Source organism: Bacteroidales bacterium, from assembly GCA_014860575.1.
GTDB lineage: Bacteria > Bacteroidota > Bacteroidia > Bacteroidales > JAAYJT01 > JAAYJT01.
On the sequence record JACZJK010000016.1, the window covers coordinates 30,335 to 53,028 of the forward strand.

The 22,694-nt window shown below is 43.5% G+C and carries 14 protein-coding genes; 11 read left to right on the plus strand and 3 right to left on the minus strand.

Translation table 11 applies throughout. The features are described 5' to 3' along the window. The first annotated feature begins 201 nt into the window (after nucleotides 1-201). From IH597_03125 to IH597_03175, 11 genes are all read left to right on the plus strand, one after another. On the plus strand, nucleotides 202-987 hold the full coding sequence (locus tag IH597_03125) for a hypothetical protein (GenBank protein ID MBE0661436.1): 786 nt from the start codon (nucleotides 202-204) through the stop codon (nucleotides 985-987). 11 nt (nucleotides 988-998) lie between these two features. After that, nucleotides 999-1,901: an ester cyclase gene (locus tag IH597_03130; GenBank protein MBE0661437.1), complete on the plus strand. Its 903-nt coding sequence runs from the start codon at nucleotides 999-1,001 to the stop codon at nucleotides 1,899-1,901. A 129-nt stretch (nucleotides 1,902-2,030) separates the two neighbouring features. Beyond that, entirely contained in the window at nucleotides 2,031-2,531 is a 501-nt protein-coding gene (locus IH597_03135; protein MBE0661438.1) for a nuclear transport factor 2 family protein, read from the plus strand. Nucleotides 2,532-2,534: 3 nt separating this feature from the next. Further along, complete coding sequence (locus IH597_03140; GenBank protein MBE0661439.1) at nucleotides 2,535-2,972, plus strand: hypothetical protein; 438 nt, start codon at nucleotides 2,535-2,537, stop codon at nucleotides 2,970-2,972. A 312-nt stretch (nucleotides 2,973-3,284) separates the two neighbouring features. After that, complete coding sequence (locus IH597_03145) at nucleotides 3,285-4,022, plus strand: redoxin domain-containing protein (GenBank protein ID MBE0661440.1); 738 nt, start codon at nucleotides 3,285-3,287, stop codon at nucleotides 4,020-4,022. A 21-nt stretch (nucleotides 4,023-4,043) separates the two neighbouring features. Continuing rightward, a complete protein-coding gene (locus tag IH597_03150) occupies nucleotides 4,044-6,482 on the plus strand; it encodes a TonB-dependent receptor (protein ID MBE0661441.1) in 2,439 nt (812 codons plus the stop codon). 223 nt (nucleotides 6,483-6,705) lie between these two features. Beyond that, nucleotides 6,706-7,326: a hypothetical protein gene (locus IH597_03155; GenBank protein MBE0661442.1), complete on the plus strand. Its 621-nt coding sequence runs from the start codon at nucleotides 6,706-6,708 to the stop codon at nucleotides 7,324-7,326. Nucleotides 7,327-7,329: 3 nt separating this feature from the next. Then, the gene (locus IH597_03160; GenBank protein MBE0661443.1) at nucleotides 7,330-8,097 is read left to right on the plus strand and encodes a T9SS type A sorting domain-containing protein; all 768 of its coding nucleotides are present in this window, start codon (nucleotides 7,330-7,332) and stop codon (nucleotides 8,095-8,097) included. A 515-nt stretch (nucleotides 8,098-8,612) separates the two neighbouring features. Further along, entirely contained in the window at nucleotides 8,613-13,517 is a 4,905-nt protein-coding gene (locus IH597_03165) for a S8 family serine peptidase (GenBank protein ID MBE0661444.1), read from the plus strand. 179 nt (nucleotides 13,518-13,696) lie between these two features. Next, nucleotides 13,697-15,670 (plus strand): tetratricopeptide repeat protein, encoded by a 1,974-nt coding sequence (locus IH597_03170; GenBank protein ID MBE0661445.1) that lies wholly within the window; start codon nucleotides 13,697-13,699, stop codon nucleotides 15,668-15,670. 67 nt (nucleotides 15,671-15,737) lie between these two features. Next, on the plus strand, nucleotides 15,738-16,553 hold the full coding sequence (locus IH597_03175) for a universal stress protein (protein ID MBE0661446.1): 816 nt from the start codon (nucleotides 15,738-15,740) through the stop codon (nucleotides 16,551-16,553). Here IH597_03175 and IH597_03180 read toward each other — a convergent pair. Genes IH597_03180 through IH597_03190 form a run of 3 tightly spaced genes read right to left on the minus strand, consistent with a single transcriptional unit; the run spans nucleotide 16,550 to nucleotide 22,571 of the window. Next, nucleotides 16,550-19,147, minus strand: coding sequence for a S9 family peptidase (locus tag IH597_03180; GenBank protein MBE0661447.1), 2,598 nt, complete (start codon nucleotides 19,145-19,147; stop codon nucleotides 16,550-16,552). The genes IH597_03175 and IH597_03180 overlap by 4 nt on opposite strands. Before the next feature lie 18 nt (nucleotides 19,148-19,165). Further along, nucleotides 19,166-21,469, minus strand: a complete 2,304-nt coding sequence (locus tag IH597_03185) for a transglycosylase domain-containing protein (GenBank protein MBE0661448.1) — start codon at nucleotides 21,467-21,469, stop codon at nucleotides 19,166-19,168. Then, the gene (locus IH597_03190; protein ID MBE0661449.1) at nucleotides 21,459-22,571 is read right to left on the minus strand and encodes a class I SAM-dependent methyltransferase; all 1,113 of its coding nucleotides are present in this window, start codon (nucleotides 22,569-22,571) and stop codon (nucleotides 21,459-21,461) included. The genes IH597_03185 and IH597_03190 overlap by 11 nt, the downstream gene beginning before the upstream one ends. Between the last annotated feature and the right edge of the window lie 123 nt (nucleotides 22,572-22,694).

Here is a 22,694-nt window from a genome sequence, read left to right on the forward strand (position 1 = left end):
TTTTATCCTTCGCTTCCTACTGCATCGGGGATGCATTATCTTTTATATCTGGCTTTTATGCGAGAAAAGTCCGGCACTTTGCACTAAAAATCCTACCCCGTTCGCCGTCTTCCAAAGTACATTTGCCACAGTTCATTCTGAACTAAGGAGCAAGCTGAAAATCCTCAAACAAAGAGTAGGCATTTTTTAATCAAACCAATTATGAAAACTATCAGAGTACAAATGGCAAATTTATTATTTGCGATTTTGTTTATTGCTGTCTCAACCCTATTCAGCAATGGAATTCAGGCACAGGAAAGTGAAAAAGGGTTCATCCTTTCTATGACTGAATTCACCGTAAAACGCGGCCATGACATCCAGTTCCGCGAAGGTGTAAAGGCCTGGAAAGCCTGCTATCTCGAAAACAAGGGTGAATGGACATGGAGCATGTGGCATAGAATGAATGGCGAGGGGAATGTTTACATTTTATCTTCGAGAATGGCCAACTGGGCTGAGATGGATGAAACCAATGATGACGGGAAAAATTGCCGCGACCTCGTCCGTAATTTGATCAATCCGCATATCGAATCATCCGAGAATAATTTTGCAAGGTTCGAACCGGAAAATAGCAAAACGGCTCCCAATTCCGACCCGGTGTTGTGGGTGACCTCCTGGCAAGTGAAAAGCAGCACGAAATTTAAAGAAATCATTAAACAGCTATCTGATGCTATCAAGCAGGCTGAAGGTTCGCCACGTGGATACTGGTACAGCCTTATGGGTGGAAATAAAGATGTACCTGATTTTTTTGTCTCCACTCCTTTCGCAAATTTTGCCGCTTTGGATCTTGACAGGGACAATGTATGGACGATTTATGAGAACGCTAATGGAAAGGAAAAAAGAGAACAACTCCAGGCCGAATACCGCGAAGCGGTTAAAGAAGTATGGTCATATCTGTACAAACGTGACGAAGAAATGAGCCATAACCCGCCCGCATTATCAAACAAATAACATAAATCATCATGAAAAGTATTCTATTATTAGCAACCCTCCTTGGGTGCACCATCTTTCTGCAAGCCCAATCGGCAACCAAAGTGACCCACTCTGATCCTAAAGTGGCCGCCAACATCGAAATGTACACCAAGGTTTGGCATAGCATCGTGAATGAAGGGCGGCTCGACCTTATCAATACCAGGCATTTCACCGAGGATGTACGTATGCACACTGAGCCGGAAAACATTGTCGGCATCGAAGCCATGGCTGCTTACTACAAAAACTTCCTGACCGGCTTCTCTGAGATTCAATTTACAATCAACAACGTCTTCGGGGAAGGCGACCAATTGGCGAAGCATTGGACGTTCAAGGGCAAGCATACAGGAGATTTTTTCGGCATCCCTGCAACGGGGAACCGTGTCAACCTGGAAGGTAGCACCATTGCCCGTATGAGTAGCGATGGAAGGATAGCCGAGGAGCGGGATTTCATGGACAACATGGCGTTGTTGGCGCAATTGGGCATCGTATCGTCGCCAGGGAATGTCACCGTCATTGACAAGCTTTACAAGTCTTTTGCCATAGGCGATATCCCAAATGCACTGGCAACGATGGATCCCAATATCATCTGGAACGAGGCCGAGGGTTTCCCTTACGCCGATCGTAATCCTTACATCGGTCCGCAGGCCGTGCTGGAAGGCGTCTTTGCCCGCCTCGGCGAAGAGTGGGAATACTGGAACCTGACCGACATCCAATTGCACGATATGTCGAACAATCAGGTGCTATCTACCCTGCGTTACAAGGCAAAGTACAAAAAGAACGGAGCAGAGATAAACGCACATGTGGCCCATTGGTTTACTTTGAAAGATGGCAAAATTATTCGATTTCAGCAATTTACTGACACCGGGCAGGTAGTTAGTGCAATGAACCAATAACGGATTTATAAATTCAAGCAGTCAACACCTGAAGATGTTTTTGCTGGCTGGCACCACATTGGACTCGCAATCTGCCACCAGAATAAGTATTTACAAATCATTCAATTAAAAACAAATAAAACAAATCTTATGAAAAGAGTATTTTTTTTACTTTTCGCAGTTGTGCTTATTACAGCCTGCAACACGAACCAGCCAGAACGCTATTTCTCAACATCTCCTGAAATTGAAATCACCAAATCAACACTTAAACATTATCTGGATGGAAATTGGGAGGCACTGAAGCTGCTTTATGCCGACACGGCAAAAGTGCTGAACAATGTTCCTGAGGGAAAAGGAATATCCATTGCTGCTGCCATCACTGAATACAAGCAGGATCATGAACTCTTCTCCTCCATAGATTATGTAGCTGAAGAAGATTTCTTCGAAATGGTGCTCACCGACGATGGCGAGACCTGGGTTAATTACTGGGGACTTTGGATTGGAACCCTGAAAGCAAGCGGTGAAGAATATGAAATACCGCTACACATTACCCAGCGATTTATAAATCAAAAAATAGTGTCTGAACACGGTTACTGGAACAACTCAGCCGTTGCCCTGGCACTTGTCAAACTGGAAGAGCCAACACCATAAACCTTGAAGCTGATTAAAATAACAGGGATATTCAATCCGGATGGGGAAATTGTTCTCCATCCGGGTATCTCTGTTTCATGGAAGTTTTTAAGCAACAAAAACATACCCGAACTGCCTCCGGGAATTCCGCTTGATATTGATATTTCATTAGATGAACAAACGCTGCTTTCAGGTGAATATGGCGTTGTATGGGCTACCTATGATATGGGGCAGGCTGAGGTTATATGCAATGCCCTGTTTGCCCAAAATATTACATCATTGATTGGAAAAATCGAAATGGATCAGGGTTGTCTGCTGCTGTTAAAAATTGACAATAAAAAAGACACGGCCGAAGCCATGGATTTTATCTGGAGAAAAGAAGGCGGACTTAAATTAAAGCCAGACTGGACCTATCCTGATGGAGAGCCTAACAGGAGTTTTGAAAAGTGGTTGAATGGTTAGTGAGCAACTGTAAATTTTTTTAAATCGAATAGACTAACTAAATGTAACCAGGTCAGATAATAGCCTTTCGGGGTTGGGAGGAGGAGCCTGTCTCGAAAAGTCAAATCTTGTCATCCTGAACGCCCGCCAGAATGACTTAGTCGGGCAGGAAGTGAAGGATCTATAGTATGTAAAACAGATTCCTCTCCGCTGTGGCGGATCAGAATGATAAAAAACGGCAAACCAACAAGATTTGACACAGCTTCAATTGCAAATCGAAAAAAACCACATCTAATAAGCTTGAATTACAAACACCTATAAACAAACAAAAGAATGCTTCACATAAAAAATCAATTGCTAATCATAGGGTTCATCACTCTTTTATTCAATTCCTCTCTTGCGCAAAGAGGCGGGGTTCAAAATATTCCCCTGATCGGATCGCAGGCGCCGGCATTTAAATCTACTTCTACAAACGGACCGGTTTCATTTCCGGATGATTTTGGCAAAGATTGGAAAATTCTCTTTGCCCACCCGCGTGATTTTACACCCGTATGCTCATCTGAAATCCTGGAACTTGCTTACCGGCAGGAAGAGTTCAAAGCGCTGGGCGCACATATTATCGTAATCTCTGTTGACCGGATGGCTTCGCACCAGAACTGGAAAGCCGACCTCGAAGAAATCAATTACAAAAGCAGGGGGCAGGTCAGCATTGACTTTCCGTTGGTTGTTGATAGCTCTGCTGAGATTTCACGCAGCTATGGTATGATTGACCCACGGAGCAGCAGCGGGCAAAGCATCAGGGGTGTTTTCTTTGTAAGTCCGGAAAACGAAATCCGTGCTTTCTACTTCTATCCCAACGAAGTCGGGCGCAATACCGATGAAATCTTACGAACCCTCAAAGCCCTCAAAACCCATTCTGAAAATGATAACACGGTGATTCCGGCCAACTGGCAACCCGGTGATGATGTGATGATACCCATCCTCACAAAAGAAGATAAGGAGGAATTAACGAGGCCGGACTCTAAAGTCCATTTCATTAACTGGTATATGATTTACCGGAAACAAGAATAACTAATTTAAGAACATTTAACTATGACTCTGTTAAAGTACACCACATTACTTTTCTTTCCCTTATTGTTACTGAGCAACTTAACACTGGCTCAGCAAGGTGATTCGCAAATACATGGCTCTGTATTCGGACCCGGCAACGAACCGGCAATGTATTCCACCATCATGCTGCTCAACAAAGACTCGGTGTTGGTTAAAGGCACTTTAAGCAGTGAAGAAGGCTCGTTTCTGCTCGAAAAGATAGTAGCAGGCGATTATTTTGTCCAGATCAGGAATCTGGAATACAAAACTTATGTATCAAGCAAGTTATCACTCAAACCCAATGAGAAGTTAACGCTGGAGCGAATTACACTTTTACCGGCTATTACCCAGTTGGATGCTGTGGAGGTTACTTCCACCAAAGCGCTCGTTGAAGTTCATGCCGACAAAATGGTTTTTAATGTATCCAGCAGCATCAATGCATCCGGGAACAACGGACTGGAACTCATTGGCAAATCACCGGGTGTGATCGTAGATATGGACAACAACATCATTTTGCAAGGCAAAAGCGGTGTGCTGGTTTTTGTAAATGGGCGGCCAAGCCGCCTCTCAGGCAGCGATCTTACAAACTTTTTGGAAAGTATGCGTTCTGAGAATATTGAATCCATTGAGATCATCACCAATCCGTCTTCAAAATATGACGCCGAAGGCACAGCCGGAATTATAAATATTGTGCTGAAAAAGAACGTCAATCTCGGTTTTAACGGCAACCTTACCGGAAGCTATGTTCAAGGAAAATATTCTCGGATTAACGCGGGAACTTCATTAAGCCATAGCGGAGAAAAAATCAACGTGTTCACAAATTTGAATTACACAGACAATAACTGGCAGGACAATTTTACAGAGATTGCCTTGCAAAACGGATTTCTTTTAGACAAGAAGTCGAGAGGCTTAAACAACCGTAAAGGATATAATTTTTCCGGCGGGATGGACTATACCATCAATGCAAGGCAAACATTCAGCCTCGATGGCAGGGTGTTTATCAACAACAGGGATAATGTACTGCGAAGCACTACGGGCATTTTTGACGGATCAAACGGTGTAAACGATGAAATTCTCCAGGCTGCAGCGCTTGATAAAAACCCAAGTGAAAATTATAACCTGAACCTGAATTACAGGTTTGCAGTCAGCAGCAGCTCCAATCTTTCGGCTGATATTAGCCTGGGTAAATATTCCAGCAATAAGAACACACAGCAGCCAAATGATTATTTTGATCCAACAACAGATTTAATTCTGCGGTCCTTTGATAAAGAATATGATCAGGACACTGAAATTGATTTGTGGTCGGCAATGCTGGACTATGAAAAGAAATTCAAAACAGTGACATTATCAGCGGGAGCGAAGTATTCATACATCAAAACCGGCAATGAGCTTGCTTTTTACAATCTCGAAAACGGACAGCCCATTTTTGATATCAGCCGTAGCAATGACTTCACGTATACAGAAAAAGTGGCTGCACTTTACCTTATGATGAATGCCAGGCCTTCGGACAAAGTCACCATCAATGCCGGGCTTAGAATGGAAAACACATCTTCGCTGGGGGTTCTGGATAGCGGCATCCCAACGCAAGACAGCGAAGTAGAAAGAAATTATCTTGATTTTTTTCCCAATGTGGGCATCTCCTTTGACAACAAGAATAACAGCGTGATCAGCGCCAGTTACGGAAAACGGATCACAAGGCCCAACTACCAGGATTTAAATCCTTTCGAATCGAGGATGAGTGAATTGTCGTCATGGAAAGGCAACCCTTTTCTGAACCCCAACTACATTACAAATTATCAGCTTACATACGCGTTCAAACGTAAGCTGATCATTTCGAACACCTACAGCATTACTAAAGATTTCTTTGCAACCATTTTTGAAATCAGGGATGAAAAAGGAAGTGTGCTTATCCCCCGCAACCTGCAAAAAGCCACCAACAATGGCCTTTCAGTAAGTTATCCGCTTACGGTTTCAAAATGGTGGGAGTTTTCATCCTTCCTGGTTTACAATATTGCTACTTACAAAGGCGAACTGGAAGGAACGCAGATTGACCTGAAATCAAATCAATACAGTTTTCGCTTGCAAAACAACCTGAAGTTGCCGGGGGGAGTAGCCATGGAACTCACTTCCAATATCTGGGGGCCCTGGATCTGGCGTGGATCAGTGGAAGTTGAAGGATCGTACAGTGTAAACATTGGGATCAGAAAAGATTTCTTTGAACGCAAACTGATGATCCAACTTACCGGAAACGATATTTTCAGAAGTTCCAGTGATTTTTACTACAAAAGTCGCTATGGCGGGATGGAAGTTGATGGGGTCAGAACTTTCGATAACCAACGGGTTGGCATCAACGCCACTTATAATTTCGGTAATCAGCAGGCCAAAGCCAGGAAAAGGAGCCGTTCGGCAATAGATGATGAATTAAACAGGATAAGCGACTAAGCCTCATGAAAAACTTCAAAATGCTGATACCGGGCAAATGCAAGGATGTGACTGTCTCGTCAGGCATAGTGACAGTACCAGCGGGATTTCATGCAGCAGGCAAAACCCCAAAAGTTGATTTTCATAAATACAAGGATATTATTCACTCTTTCAACTTTTTGATTGAAACATAGATTCAGGGTCTTTTTTCGATAAAATTCAATAACTAAAACATAATACATTCATGAAAAAATATTTATCCCTCTCCGTCCTACTGTTCGCTGTTAACGGGATTTTCGCCCAAATCACCGTCACCAATGCTACCTTTCCCGTAGCCGGGGATACGTTGAAAATGGCCATTGACAACTTCCCAACCGGGATTGTACCATTCACCCCGCCGGGTGGCCCCTACACCTGGGACTATACCAGCCTGCAAGCAGATGCGACCCAAAACTTCATCTATAAGCCAGCCAGCCAGGGCAACCAGGGGGCAAATGTGCCCGGCGCCGAGCTGTTCACGCCTCTCCCGTTTACTGCGGAGAATTATTACAACGTGACGCCCACGAAGTTTGAATTGCAAGCCTATTGGGGCATCTTACCCCACGACCTAGTCGCCAATAATTTGTTTGAATATCTCCCGCCGCTTCCCGATCGCCGTGCGCCCCTGAATTTTTTCGACATTTATGTAAGCTCTTCTGGTTTCCTCGAAAAGTTTTTGCCCTCGGCCTTTCCACCCCAATTGATGATCAACTTAGCCCTGGTGCTGGGTAATCCACCAATAGACTTAATGCGCTATCGGGTGTACATTGAAGTTTTTGAGGTGGTGAACGGCTTTGGCACTGTGAGCATACTTGGCGGCACCTAAGATGTGCTGCGGGAACAACGCATCATACACACAGTAACCCGCCTTGATGCCAAAATCCCCCCGCTCAACTGGATAGACATCACCGATAACGCCAGACTGGCCGGTTTCAACGGTCTGGGGCGTGACACCACCGTTACCTTCTATTTTCACAACGACGTGGAAAAGGAACACATCGCCATTATAACCTTAAACAATGCAGAGAATGCGGTCACACAGGCGATGTACAAATACATTTCCCCATGCCCTGCTGATAGCATCCACTTGAGCAACTTCGTTATTGGAGAAAATGACAGCGAATGTTTTGGCGCAACCAACCACATCACTATACAGGATGTTACAGTGGATTCTGGAGGCAGCCTGACGTTAATCGCCGGCAATTATATCGCTATTGCTTCGGAATTTAATGTTGCCCTCAATGGTTATTTTCATGCCTGTATTTCTGATGAATTCTGTACGCTTCCGCCCCAACTTCTTGCTAGTCATTCAATCATGCCTGTGCAGCCGGAGATGGAATCAACAGAACATTCCGCACAAGCGTTGAGGATTTTCCCCAATCCAACATCCGGGGAATTTACTATTGACCTTGGTAAGGAAACGGAAGGTTCTCCAACTACTATTATCATCTATAACATGATAGGTGAAATAATCCTGAAGGAGGAAGCTGATTCAAACCTGCTTAGGTATAGCCTTGCAGGTTATCCAACCGGAATCTATGTAATCTTGATAATGAATAGCGAAACATCAGTTAATACTTTAATTTATACTCAATAATTCCATCGAGATATAAATTTGTAGTTTAAGAATATCTACCACAATATTAAGATAAGGTAGTTGCTCATCACATTAATTAGCAATTACTTAGCTCAAATAACATAATCAATGAACCAGACCTAAACCAAGTTTAATCCACTTGGTGCGTCAGAACGCATTGATTATCCTGATGTCATAAGAGGAATTGGATTGCCTGGAAGCCTGCTGATAAACATCTTGTGAAGTCGGAGATTAAAACCATTTCTTCATTGCTTGTTAAACTTAAAGCAGGATGCCTTGTTACTATAGCCAGTCTTTCACGACAATTGGGCTTATGGGCCATTATATCCATTAGCTGCAACAATTGTCCTGTTGATTGCGAGATTTCTCCTATATCAATAGTCTTACTTAGGCCTAGTTTTGCCACTAGGTTCGCATGGGTATGAAATGACTAATTGCCAGAATTTATTAAACCAAAATCAAAAAACTGCCCTCACGGGAGGTTCGAAAAAAATCAAACCAATAAATTGCCAATCATGAAACTGATAAAATCTACAAATTACACCGCTTTAGCCAGGCGGTTGCCTTTTAAAAAAGTCGCGTTGCTTTTACTTCTGACTTTTTCTGTTAGTTACCTATCTGCAAGTCTTGTGCAGGATCCCTGTGACATATTCAGGAACCACGGCCAAGGTTACAGAACAAGCATTGCTTCGGTTACACTGAATCAAGACGACAGCCATACGATCACCCTGTTGGTTTCAAACGATGGCTGTGCTGCACCCGGTTGTAAGGGATTATCTCATTATTCGGTTCAGGCTTTGCCAGGTACTTATTCCAATATTTCTGTTGAAGTTGTTTCTGGTTCAATGACTTATACCAGTATTGATATGGGGCCAAATCTTGGGGCCGATCCTATTATGGGGTTTAAAATCAATGGTATTGATGGAATAGGTGGAGGCGTTGCCGGTGAATTCAAAGTGACATATACCCTTACCGGGGGGCTGCAAAACCAAAAAGCCCTGGTCAAAGCAGGACCGAACAGACTGATTGTTAGTTTTATTATTTCACATTTCCAGTCAATACTTGAGTGTGGCGATGTAAACATTTATCCATATTACGAACCACCAGTTGGGGGGAAGCTGGAAAGCTCATTGATCGGTCCAGAATTAACATCACTTCACGATGTTTATATAAATTCCGGCCCGGTGGTTTCAGATAATATTTTCAGGGTTGATGAGGAAAATGTCTTAATCCGCGTGTTCGCCTTGCCGGCACAATTGCCAGATTTGTTAAATATTCTGATTTCAGAACCTTATGGCCTTACTGAAGAAATTATTATTCCTGAGCTGAATGCCATCACCGGTTGGTTTCCTGTTGCCAACCTTCTGCTGATTGATACATTGGAAACGTACGTAAATTATGCACGTCCCGAGTATCCGCCTCAGAGCAACAGCGGGCTTGTAACTTCACAGGGCGATATTTCAATGCGCTCAGATTTTGCCCGCGATGTTTTCAACGTCAGGGGAGCAGGCGCTAAAGTGGGTGTTTTATCCGACAGCTATAATAAGAAATTTGGGAACCCTGCAAACGACGATGTTTTAAAAGGCGACTTGCCCGGCATAGCAACAGACCCTAATGGAAACCTGGTTCCCAATCCGCTAAATGACACAGAGGTGGATGTGCTGAAAGATTATCCATACATAGGTTCGGATGAAGGCCGGGCAATGTTGCAGATTATTCATGACATTGCGCCTGAAGCGAACCTTGCCTTCCGCACAGGCTTTATCAATCCGGTTGATTTTGCCGCCGGGATCATTGAATTGAAAGATGCCGGTTGCAATGTCATTGTTGATGACATCACTTATATTACCGAACCGTTCTTCAAAGATGGCATCGTTGCCGAAGCGGTAAATACTGTTGTAGCCGAAGGAGTCACTTATTTCTCGGCAGCAGGCAATTTTGGAAGCAAGTCATATGAAAACACATTTTTCCCCGGCAATCCTCCTTCAGGATTAACCGGTGTGGCACACAACTTTGCCGGCGATGACGGAGATGATATAATGCAAAGCATTTCTGTGGATGAAGGCAATTACCTTGTGGTGTTGCAATGGGATGATGGTTCAGATTTTGGATCAACCACCACTGATATGGACATTTATCTTGCCAATACAGGCGGAACAACATTGTTTGGATTTAACCGTGTAAATACCGGTGGCGACCCAATTGAGGTATTGCCATTTACTGTCGGGCCTGGAGGCGCAGAAGCCAATCTTGTTATTATGAAGTCCAGCGGTGCAGAAAACGTGAGATTTAAATACATTGTATTTCGTGGTCAATTGACCATGAATGAATATGCTGGTACCGGAAGTTCAACCATTGTTGGACAGGCAAATGCCGAAGGAGCAATCGCCGTGGGGGCGGTGCTTTACAGCAATACTCCGGAATATGGTGTTGATCCCCCAACCGTTGCTTCATTCTCATCGCGCGGAGGAACGCTTATCAATGGCGTTGACAGATTGAAACCTGAAATCTCAGGCCCAAACGGTGTGAACACGACCGTTGATTTGGGTGGATTTGATTTTGAAGGTGATCTCTTCCCTAATTTTTTCGGAACATCGGCGGCAGCGCCTCATGCTGCCGGATTAGCAGCCCTGTTGTTTGAAGCCAAATCGAAATTCTATAGTACTACCATCAGCCCCGAAGAGGTGCGGGAAATTCTTACTACGACTGCATTGGATATGGGAAGCCCGGGTTATGATCCTGCTTCCGGCTATGGGTTCATACAGGCTGACGCTGCTTTGCTAACCCTGGCTAATCCATCGCCGCTACTTTCTAGTCTTTCGTACGACACCACACTGATGCCTGGTGTTGATACCCTTCTTATCACGATTAAAGGCAAATACCTTGCCCAGGGTTCGCAGGTGTATTTTAATGGCGAACCAATGGATACGGAAACTATATTGTATGGCGACACGGCTGTAACAACCATTGTTCTGCCATTTTTTGATTTATATCCTACCATACAGGTAAATAACCCTCCAAGTGCGTTGACAAACGGAGAAGATGGAGGATTATCAAATTCAATTTATTTTACCACCAAAGAAACCCTGTTAATTACAATTGATGATAAAATAAAAAAATACGGCGAAATTCTTCCTGACTTTACTGCAAATTATTCCGTTGAAACTTTAAACGGAAGCTATACTCTTGCTGAGGCTGGCCTTAATTCTGACGAAATTGCCCGGGTTTTGAGCATTCCTTTTGAAGCCCAAAACGTAACACCTTTATCCAATTCCGGTTTTTGGGCAATTACTGCTTCAGCTTCCGATCCGCTGAATCCGGGAAGCGGTATTATTGCAACTGACTCTCTTGATCTGGCGCTGCTTGATCGCTATGATTTCGTATTTGTTAATGGATTCCTGAGTATCGAAAACATTGATCTCCTGGTAAAACCACAGGATCTCACACTTACTTATGGCGAACCTATTGAGGGATTAGAGTTTGATTATATTTTTAACAACGATCCCAATAATCCTTTGAATATTCCTGATGAAATTAATAATCAGATCCTTTCATTGTTACAGGTTGGCCATGCCACAGCCCTGGTAAATGGAAAAGCTACAGCCCTTGTAAATACTCCGGCAGAGGCATTGGTAAACAGGAGCTTCATGATCTCTGCCACGGCCCTGGTCAATACAACTGATCTGGTTGATGTGATCTTTGAGAATCCGGACCTGTTGTTTGATTCAGCAGCGCTTGTCAATGGCCTCGCCACAGCATTGGTAAACGGCCAGGCCACAGCTTTGGTGAATGCCCGGGCGCTGGTTGCCGGTCAGGCTACCGCGTTGGTAAACGGCCAGGCCACCGCATTGGTAAATGCAGCATCCCTTGGTCAGGCTACTGCGCTGGTCAACACAACCACGTTTAATGCTACAAACAATAAGGAATCTGTAATAATGCTTACTGAGGAAGATATCTACATCCTGGCTGGAATCACACAAGGTGAAATCACATTGATTTCAGTCAATTTGATTCCTGAAACCTCGGTTGGCACTTATTGGGTTATTGCCGGAACGCTTGTCACAAATAACTTCAATGTTACTTACGAACCCGGAACAATTACGTTCCTGGCTGCACCTGCCAGCATTAACATTCTTGAAGAGAGCCTCACACAAACGTATTCCGGAAATCCCATAACGCCTGTTATTGCGACCGATCCCGAAGGCTTGATCGTTGACCTGACCTACAATGGTTTATCCGATGTTCCGGTAAATGCCGGAACTTACCTGGTTGAGGCATTTGTTAATGACGCGAATTATTACGGCAGCGTGTCTGCTAACCTAAACATTGCACCTGTACTGCTCAGCATCACTGCCAACAATGTTGAAAAAAACTACGGAGAAACTGATCCGCCACTCACATACGAGATAACCGGTGGAAGCTTGATAGGAGATGATGAATTAACAGGCGAATTGGTTCGTGAGCCGGGCGAAGAAGCTGGTTCGTATGCTGTACTTCAGGGTAATTTAAGCTCAAGTGCGAATTATTCAATCGGCAATTTCACTTCTGGGGATTTCATTATCCATCCCGCATCATTGATAGTCTCCATTGAAACCACTTTCATATATGCCGGAGACCCTTTGCCCGTGTTCGAATATCTTTTTGAAGGATTTGAATTTGATGATGATGAAACCGTGCTTAGCAGCCTTGATTTCTATATGAATCCTGTTTTTAAAGGCGCTGCCGGCATTTACACTGTTTTTCCTGTTGCCTCAGCCGCCAATTATGTAATAATTCCGATAGAAGGAACATTGTACGTTAATCCGTTTGGACCTGGCACCCAGCAAATCATGCCCACTATCCTTTGCGTTGAAGAAATATCACCGGTGAACGGCTTTACACATATTGCTTATTTTGGCTATACAAACAGGAATAGCACCGCAGTATATATTCCAGGAGGAGCCGATAACTTCCTTTCATCTTCGGGCTTTTTTAATGGTACCGAACTCCCGGATTTGTTTCAGCCTGGTAAAGGATCTTTTGCGGTTCCCTTTGATGGCAATCTTTTGGTATGGGCTGTAGCAAGCTATGATCACAAGGGTCAGAAACGTACAGGTCTTTCACGAGCCCATTGGAGTACAATAAAATGTACTAAATCGGAAGAAGTAACAGAGGATGAGGTTCTGACAGAACCTGGACAGATGCTGGAGATTTATCCAAACCCTACCACAGCAGAGGTTTATATCAATCAAACAAATAGCCGGATTGATGCCCGGGATGTGGCGCTTTATGACATCATGGGAAATCAAATATCGGCCCCGGTAAAGAAAATCTCAGATGGCCTTATAAAGATTGATCTGTCCGGGTTGAGGGCGGGCGTTTATATTGGCCGTATCAACCATTCAAAGGATGTTGAAACCTTCCGGATAGTGAAGCGCTGATAATACTTGTATTCATTGACCCGGCTGCAGTTTTCATTCAGTTTTTTAATGAACAACAGGAGTTGGTTAGGCGTTATATGAACTACATCAATTGACTGAAAGGAAGGAGGTTTCAATATCCTTCCTTCAATGCTTTATCAAGATTTGTCTGGTTCTTAGAACATTAACCCCGGTATTACATGATACGAGTTGTATTTTTAACACTACTTTTTCTTTGCAACTTGTTTGTTTTTGCGCAATCAAATGAGATTGACAGCCTAAAATCTGTCATTGAGCTATTGCCCAACGACAGTTCAAAAGTTAATAAAACCATTCATTTAAGCAGCCTTTACTACCGGACCAATCCTTCAGAGGCTGTTCGCTACGCCACCATAGCCGAAGAAATGGCCGCGGAAATTAACTTCCCCGAGGGTATTGCCTATGCCCAGAAAAGCATAGGAATGGGTCATTATTTTCATGGAAATTATATTGATGCGCTGGTATCTTGGCAACAATCATTAAAAACATTTGAATCCATTGGCGACAAACTTGGGGTCGCCAATATGCTCAACAACCTTGGAGCGGTTCATTTCAACCAGGGTGACGACAGCAAAGCCATTGAATATTACCTGCAATCGCTTCAGGTTTCTGAAGAATTGGACGATAAGCTAAGGATAGCCACAGCCCTGGTAAATATAGGCGCAGTCTATTTTAATAAAAAAGTAACCCACGATATGTCGCTCAGATATTATCTCCAGTCATTGCCTTTAAGCGAAGAACTGGGCGATTTTGATGCCATTGGAACCGCTTCGGTGAACATGGGACTTATTTACCTTGAGCGGGAAGAAATTGACTCAGCACAGGTTTTCTTTGAGAAAGCGCTGGAAGCATATAAGCAGTCGCGATTTGGAAATGTACCTTATGCCCTGAACAGTCTTGGTAAGGTTTACGCGCTGAGGGGCGATTATGAAAATGCCATACGTTATCAGGAAGAGGCCTACGCATTGGCTGAGAGCATTGATGCAAGGCTGGAAATGGCTCAAGCCTCTCTCGGATTAGCCAATACGCATGATTTGAAGGGCGATGTTAAAGCCGCTATTGCCTCATTTGATAAAGCAAAATCTATTGCCGAAGAAATAAGTGCGGGTTATCAGATCAAAGATGCCTACGAAGGTTTAGCGGCCAGTTATGCCAAAACCAGTGATTTCGGTAACGCTTTCAAATACCAGAATTTGCTTACAAACATCAAGGATACACTGTATAATGCCGAAATGGATAAAAGAATTCAGTCAATGACCCTGAACTTTGACCTCGAAAAAAAACAGGGAGAGATTGAGATTCTCACCAAGGACAAAGCACTGCAGGAGCTGGATTTGCAAAGACAAAAAGCCATCAGGAATTATACCGGGATAGTTGGGGTCTTATTGTTGATTATGGCTGCCGGTTTGTTTCACCGGTATCGCTACACGCAGAAAACAAACAAGATCATTGCTTTGGAAAGAGACCGCTCAGACAAGCTTTTGCTTAATATCTTGCCCCACGAAACTGCCGAGGAACTGAAGGAAAAAGGATCGGCAACCCCCAGGCATTATGAAATGGTTTCGGTATTGTTTACCGATTTTAAAGGCTTTACAACCATTGCCGAAAAACTTTCTCCACAGGAACTTGTTGAAGAGCTGAACCAATGTTTCCTTGAATTCGACCATATTATTGATAAACACAATCTCGAAAAAATCAAGACCATCGGCGATGCGTACATGTGCGCAGGAGGCATTCCGGCTGAAAACTCGACAAACCCTGTTGATGTTGTGAAAGCAGGACTTGAGATCAAAAAATATATGGACAAGTTGAAAAGCGAAAAAGAAACAAGAGGCGAAGGTTATTGGGAAATCAGGATAGGAATCCATACCGGGCCGGTAATTGCCGGAGTGGTTGGCAAAAACAAGTTTGCTTACGATATATGGGGCGATGCCGTAAATACAGCCAGCCGGATGGAATCAAGCGGAATTCCCGGGAAGGTGAATATTTCAGGCACAACATATAACCTCGTTAAAGACCACTTTAATTGTAGCCATCGTGGAAAAATTGCTGCCAAGAACAAAGGAGAGATTGACATGTACATTGTAGAAAGCGTGCGGGAACCGGTTGAAGTTGAAGAAGTGGTTTTGGTATAACGGTTCTATTTTGTTTGATTTTATCATAAATGCATTATTAATAACACCCTCAGAAAATCTATCAACCATGAGTACAAAAAGAATCCTGGTTCCGGTTGAACTGACCCAGGCATCAGACAAAGTAGCCGCGTATGCAGGTATAATTGCAAAGAAAGCGAACCTTGAACTTTCATTATTACACATTTCGCGTGGCAAATCCGATATGGATGCCATTGAGCAGCTAAAATCAATGGCTCAGAAACTTGAATCGGAATCGTCAGTGAAGTGCGATTATTTGGTGAAAGAAGGAAATCTATTTAATGAGATGGCCAATGTTGCCAACGACCCCATGTATTCAATGATGATCATTGGTTCGCATGGAAGCAAAGGCATAAGAGAGAAATTACTGGGATCGGATATTTTAAAGCTTGTTAAAAACATCCCTGTGCCCGTTCTCACAATACAGGAAACGGGCTATAATTTCCCTGAAAAGGGAATTCAAAAAATCGTATTCCCGGCGAGCGCACACACAACTTTTGATAAAGTCATTGATGCCACGGTTTTTTTTGCGAAACTATTTGAATCGGAGGTATACGTTTATACGGTTGAAAAACCCGGCTCTCCGTGGTCTGATGTGCTTAGGTCAAATATTGAGAAAGCCATCAGCGCTTTTGAACGAAATTCTATCAATTTTACAAGGGTGAATGAGCAACAGAGTTCGTATTCGCCTGGTTATGCAAAACAGATTCTGCAATATGCAGGCAAAATCAAAGCAGATATGATTTCGGTAATATCAACCCCAACATCTGAACATTATTATATTGCCGATAGCGATAAAGAACGGCTTCTTACAAATGAATTGCAGATTCCTGTGCTTTGTGTAAGTGATAAGAAGCAGGTTTAAAAGTTCTTCTGCGGAAACTGCTCTTCCCACCATTCGTCTTGCCCCTTGAGGTATTTGTCCCACCATGCCATAATGGTGTTATGCCAGAGTATGCGCTTGCTGTAGGTTAGAATGTGATGATCCTCGCCTTTTACAAGCACCAGCTCTACCGGGCGACCCAGTAATTTTAAAGCGGTGTACATCTGTATGCTTTCACCGGGAGGAACATTGGTGTCAGAATCTCCGGTAAGCAGTAGCAGGGGAGTATTGATTTTATCCGCGTGAAACAGCGGGCTTTGACCAATATACAAGTCTTTATTGTTCCATGGGAAGCTTTCGGCGCTGGCTTCTGCACTGTAGCTGTAACCCCAATATCCTTCGCCCCAATAGCTTGAGATGGAACTAATGCCTGCATGAGAAATGGCCGTTGCAAAAATATCTGTTCTGGTAAGTAACAACATGGTCATAAATCCGCCATAGGAAGCGCCGGCGCATCCAACCTTCGATGCATCTGCGTAAGCATGGGCTGCAAGGAATTTTTTAGTTCCTTCAATGATTTCATCGGCCACAGTGAAACCCCAGTTGTTAACATGCGCAGCTGAAAATTCCTGTCCGAACCCAATGGCGCCGCTGGGTTGCAGTACATACACCAGGTAATCGTTACCAGCCCATAGATTAAAGGGATAGCGACCACCAAATGTGCGGAAGACCGGATTTATTCCTCCATAATAATAGACTATAACGGGATATTTTTTTGTTGGATCAAAGTTGGGAGGATAGTACACACGACCTTTTATATTTACTCCAGTCGAAGCAGTAAAATCCCAGTTTTTTGTTTCGCCGAATTCTACATGGCGGTAGTTGACGGTTTCAGTACTTCCAAGCGCTGAAACCTGCAAGCTTTTCAGGTTAATGGAATAATCTGATGGGTAACTGTTTGTTGGATTGCCCGAATAAACGGCCAATAATTCATTATCCGCAAAACCGATATTAGAGATATAATCCACACCGGTTTCAATCAGGGTAAACTGTTCGCGGTTCAAATCATAACGATACAGGCGGCGATAATCCTCCTCTTCGGTGAGCAGGTAGATATATTTATCCAAAGCATGCCAATGCACCGATTCTATGGAAGGATTAAATTCGCGGGTAAATGCTTTCACTGTTTTGTTTTGCAGGTCGTAAATATACGCCTGGGTATCGGAGTTGTGCGGGATTGTACCTTCCGGAATATTTAAGCCTGCACCATTAAAAGCAGATGGTCCCCCTGTGGCAAGCAAGAATTTTCCATCAGGAGAAAAAGCGGCCCTTATGCCCCAGTTTTCATTGGTCCAGATGGTATCGAGTGCAAGAGTGGCCAGATCCAGGATAAACAGGTTTTGTTTGCTGTAAGGCCTTTCAGAAAAATCGGGGTAATGCTGACTGAAAAGAATTTTCTTGCTATCAGGGCTGATATCGTGCACAGAGGTTGTAAGATTTCCCCAGGTGAGCCGCTGGCTCATTCCGGATTTCAGATCATATAAATAAACGAATGAACGATGACGCCAACCGGGCTGCCTGTCGGGCATTCCTGCAAGGTGACGCATAATCGGTTCTTTTGAATCTTCTTCCTCGCGGATATTGTAGACTAAAAGTTCTTCGTTGGGAGCCCAACGATATCCAGCCAGCTTTTCCATATCCTGAAGCAAAGGTTTGATTTCCCCTTTCTCCAAATCAAACAGGTAAACCGTAGATTTTTCTTTCTGGCTTGCGACGTAGGAAATTCGGTTGCTCTTTGGCAACCATCTTATTTGTGAAACCCTGGCATGGCGGAAACTGTGCACAAGCTGCTTGTTGTCAAAACGCCTGATTTCTGTCCAGGTTTCTGAGTCATCAGAAGGAGGGAGGGATTGGCGGTAACTGATGGTATAATACTTCCCGTCATGCGAGAGTGAGGTGCTGGTAGTCTTTATGCCATCCATGAGATGGTAAATGTTCTTGCGGTTCGCAGGATCAAGTGAAATTTCAATGTCTGGAACTTCGTAAGCTTCCTTTATTTCAAGCGATGCGGAAAGGTTCCAGGCAAACTCTTTGCTGGCGGGCATCAGCGTCTTTATTATCAGCAGATGTTTACCCCTTTCCAGTTTCAGATTTTTGGAAACCTTACCGATCTTTTCTACATCCTCATCAATCTTGGTCTTGCGGCCGATTTCTTCGCCATCAAGCCATGCTTTAAGCATGTATGGGCTGTTGATTTCAATTGTGGTCTGCAACCACCTGTCGGACCAAATGTATGTTGCAAGGTAGGCCATTTGTGGCACATCACTTTTCGAACCCAGAACGATAAGGCCATTTTCATCAGCCCGGACCGGTGCCCATCGTAATTGTTTTCCATCCAGGACAGCCAAAACCTCATTAATTGCCGGATAATGATCACTGAAGTTAATGTGTTCAAAGTTCAGCAGGTTCTCATCGCTGAAGGTTTTGCCCTGGGTGTTTTCAAGTTCGTGAAATACAGGATAAGCTACCGTCTGAGCTGGAATGGTCAGCCAATCTGAAATTGTAACAGTTTGTGTTTGCGCAACAATACTTGTGGAGCAAAGTCCAAGAATAACAAGGAAAATTACTTTCTTCATTTTTTAAAATTTAGATGATCATTTATTTTTATCCTTTTTCCCGAATATTTTTCTAAAGAATTTAATCACTTCACGTTGCTTTTCTTCTTTTCGAATCCCGGGCTTCCTCTTATCTGAATCCTTCCATAGAAAATCGAAGAACCCTTCACTCTCTCTAAAATCTTCACAATCAATCATCTCAGTAATTTCAGAATGCATGTTGAATGATCCGCTCACGTAAGGAATTGTTTCTGTGTCTTTACTTACTTTTTGAATAAACTTTGCGAAAACCGGCATAGCCGAGCGGCTGCCCTGTCCGGCTGAACCTTGAAGCCGCACAACAGGGCTGGCTCCACCAACCCAGACACCGGCAATAATTTCAGGAGTCATGCCTATAAACCAACCATCAGAATAGTTCTGTGTAGTTCCGGTTTTTCCTGCAAGTTGCGTTGTGAGCGCAAAGTGTGAACGCAATCCCGATGCCGTTCCCCTGTTTACAACACCCATCATCATGGCCTGCATTATTTGAATTGTATTTTCCGAAAACACGGGCTGGGAAAACTTTGGCTCAGGATGTTCATACAAAATTGTTCCATCGGCATCCATGATTTTTTCGATAAACCATGGTTGTTGCACCACGCCATTATTAAGGAATACCGAGTAGGCCTGAACCATTTGGTATAAGGGGATTTCAGAACTTCCCAGCGCCAGGGATGGTACATTGGGAAGTGGCGCTGTAATGCTGCATTCACGTAGCTTGTTTATGGTATGTGTTATACCGGTTTCCATCAGCAATTTAACACTCACCGTGTTGATTGAATTTACCAGCGCTCCCTGCACTGAATATTTTCCGCCATAAACATTGTCGGAATTGCCCGGCGACCAGTCATCATAATCGTGATAAACAATGCTATCGTTCTCAAAGTAATCACAAGGCTCAATTCCCTGATCAATTGCTGCTGCATAAATGAGTGGTTTGATAGCGGAACCAGTCTGGCGTGAAGCCAATACATGATCGTATTTAAAGTGTCTAAAATCTGCTCCACCTACCCATGCCAGTATTTTTCCTGAATGGCCTTCCATCACCATCATCCCGCTTTGCAAAATCTCGAAATGATATAAAACGGAATCGAGTGGCGACATAATGGTATCTTTCTCTCCTTCCCATGTGAAAATTCGGGTGGGCCGGGGAATCTTTAATGTATCCAGGATTTGCGATTCAGGATAGCCAAGCGTTTTAAGCCGCTGATAGGGACGACTTTGCTCAATTTGGGTCCTTGCCAGATTGTGATTTTTCTTCCACCGTTCTTTAGCACGCCACTGTCTGTTGAATTGGCTTTGCAATTCAGCAAGATGCTCCATCACAGATGCCTCAGCGAAGCCTTGCAGATCTTCCCTGATGGTTGTTTGAATGCTTAAACCGTCAGTGTACAGATTGTAGCTTGTGTTTTGATCCGTATTAATTTTTTCAAGTAATCTGGCAACTTCATGCCGAAGAAATTCCCTGAAATAGGGTGCAGGTCCTTCGATGTGATCCAGCCTGTTAAATTGCAATTCAACAGCGAGCAATTTGAGGGAATCAGCCACTTGCTCATCCAGATAATCATATTTCACCATTTGGTTCAATACAGTATTTCTCCTGGTATGGGCAGCATCAGCGTACAACCTTGGATTATAGCCGGAACTTGCTTTAAGAAGTCCGATCAGCATGGCAGACTCAGAAATGTTAAGATCGCCGGGAGTTTTGTTGAAATAGGTTAATGAAGCGGTCTCAAGGCCAAAGGTGTTTTCGCCAAACGATACGGTATTGAGGTAAAGCTCGAGAATCTGATCTTTAGTATAAATTTTTTCAAGACGCCTTGCGATGATGATCTCTCTGATTTTATCAACAGCCAAATCGAATTTTCCATCGCCATTACGGGGATAAAGATTTTTTGCCAGTTGCTGAGAAATTGTACTCCCACCGCCCGAACTTTTATCAAATAGCAAAATAGACTTGAAGATAACCCTGAAAAATGAACGCACGTCAAATCCCTTGTGCTTATAAAAACGCGCATCTTCAGTAGCAATCAGTGCATTAATCAGTGATTGTGGAACATCCGCTAAAGAAGTGTTGGTCCGGTTCTGATAATAATATAAGCCGAGAAGCTTGCCGTCTGCAGTAAGAATTTTTGAGGCCCGGTAATGCTCAATTTGTTGCAGTTCATTATATGCCGGAATGCGCCCGAAAGCCCCTAGCCTTACTGAAATTACAAAACCAACTGATGTTATCAGTAACAGCCCAAAAAAGATTGCAATGTAAATGGCAACACGCTTATAAATATGTGATTTCTTATTTTTCACCGTTGCTGTCCCCATTTTTTTTCATGATCCATAATTCCACCTTTTCTTGTTGCCGGATCGTTGAAAGCCACGACTTTCGTGACGAAGGAGCCTGCATCACCGGCGCCTCCAGGTTTTCTATGAGCAAAAATCGGGTTTTATTCTGAACCTCTTCTTCTATCGGGTGCTCATTGCTTATTCCCGCAACCTGGGCAAAGTTTGAAAACAACATTACCAGAGTTGAACCAGGAACTGACGACGCATCTATTTGATCGAAAGCCGCTTCAAAAAATCCAGGCTCATAATAAGTTGCCGCATCCATTTCTGTTTCGGTCTGTGCCGGTATCCAGGGCGGGTTGAATACAATCAGATCATTTTTACCAGCAACAACCGAACCGGTGAGACTGGCCTGCTCAATCACCGTTTTATCCTGAAAATTCCTTCTTAATACTTCGCATTTTGCGCTGTATACGGCATTGGGATTAACATCGGTAGCATGAACGAACGGGATTCCGTGCTTTAGCATCATCAGGGCAAGCACTCCACAGCCGGTGCCGATGTCAATGGCCTTTGTAAAACCGGTGTTTTTTGCTAGCCAGCTATCAAATAAAGCTAGGTGCTCATGACGGGTCGGAAAATAAACGCCGTAAAAAGGATGAACCTTCTCATTTAGTGTCGGGAATTGTATACCCTTGCTATACCATTGCCAGGCTCCGTTCATGCCAAGGAAATCAGAAAACCGGATCAGAAATTCATCCTGCTGTGGATACAAAACCTTAAGCCAGGCATTGTCGGGCGCGTTTTCAAGGTTCGTATAATGCTGATATACGCCAATAAGCAGGTTCTTATTTAACAACCTCAGCGCTTCACGGTTCGCACGACTGCTTTGATAATCCTTAACCGGAAAATTATTATCGTTTTGTTTTTTGAGCCACGAATAAAAACCAAGGGCAAAGCCGTAAGTGCCGGTAAGGCACACACTTTTTCCCTGTTTGAGAAATGAATAGATCTTTCGGAAAGGAACACCCGGATGTACTTCAAACGGATTAATTGAAACCGGGAATATTTCTGGTTTTACAATGTTTTCAGGAAGAGTAAGAAATGGATTTGAGAATAGTTGCATTTGCATGGATTATTATGCAAAAATAAGCATTGTGAAGCTGCTTTGCCCAAATTCGGTTTTTTGAAGTCAATAAAGAGCTTTTGTTTCCGGCTTATTAAAGATACCGGAGTAGGTTTCTAAACT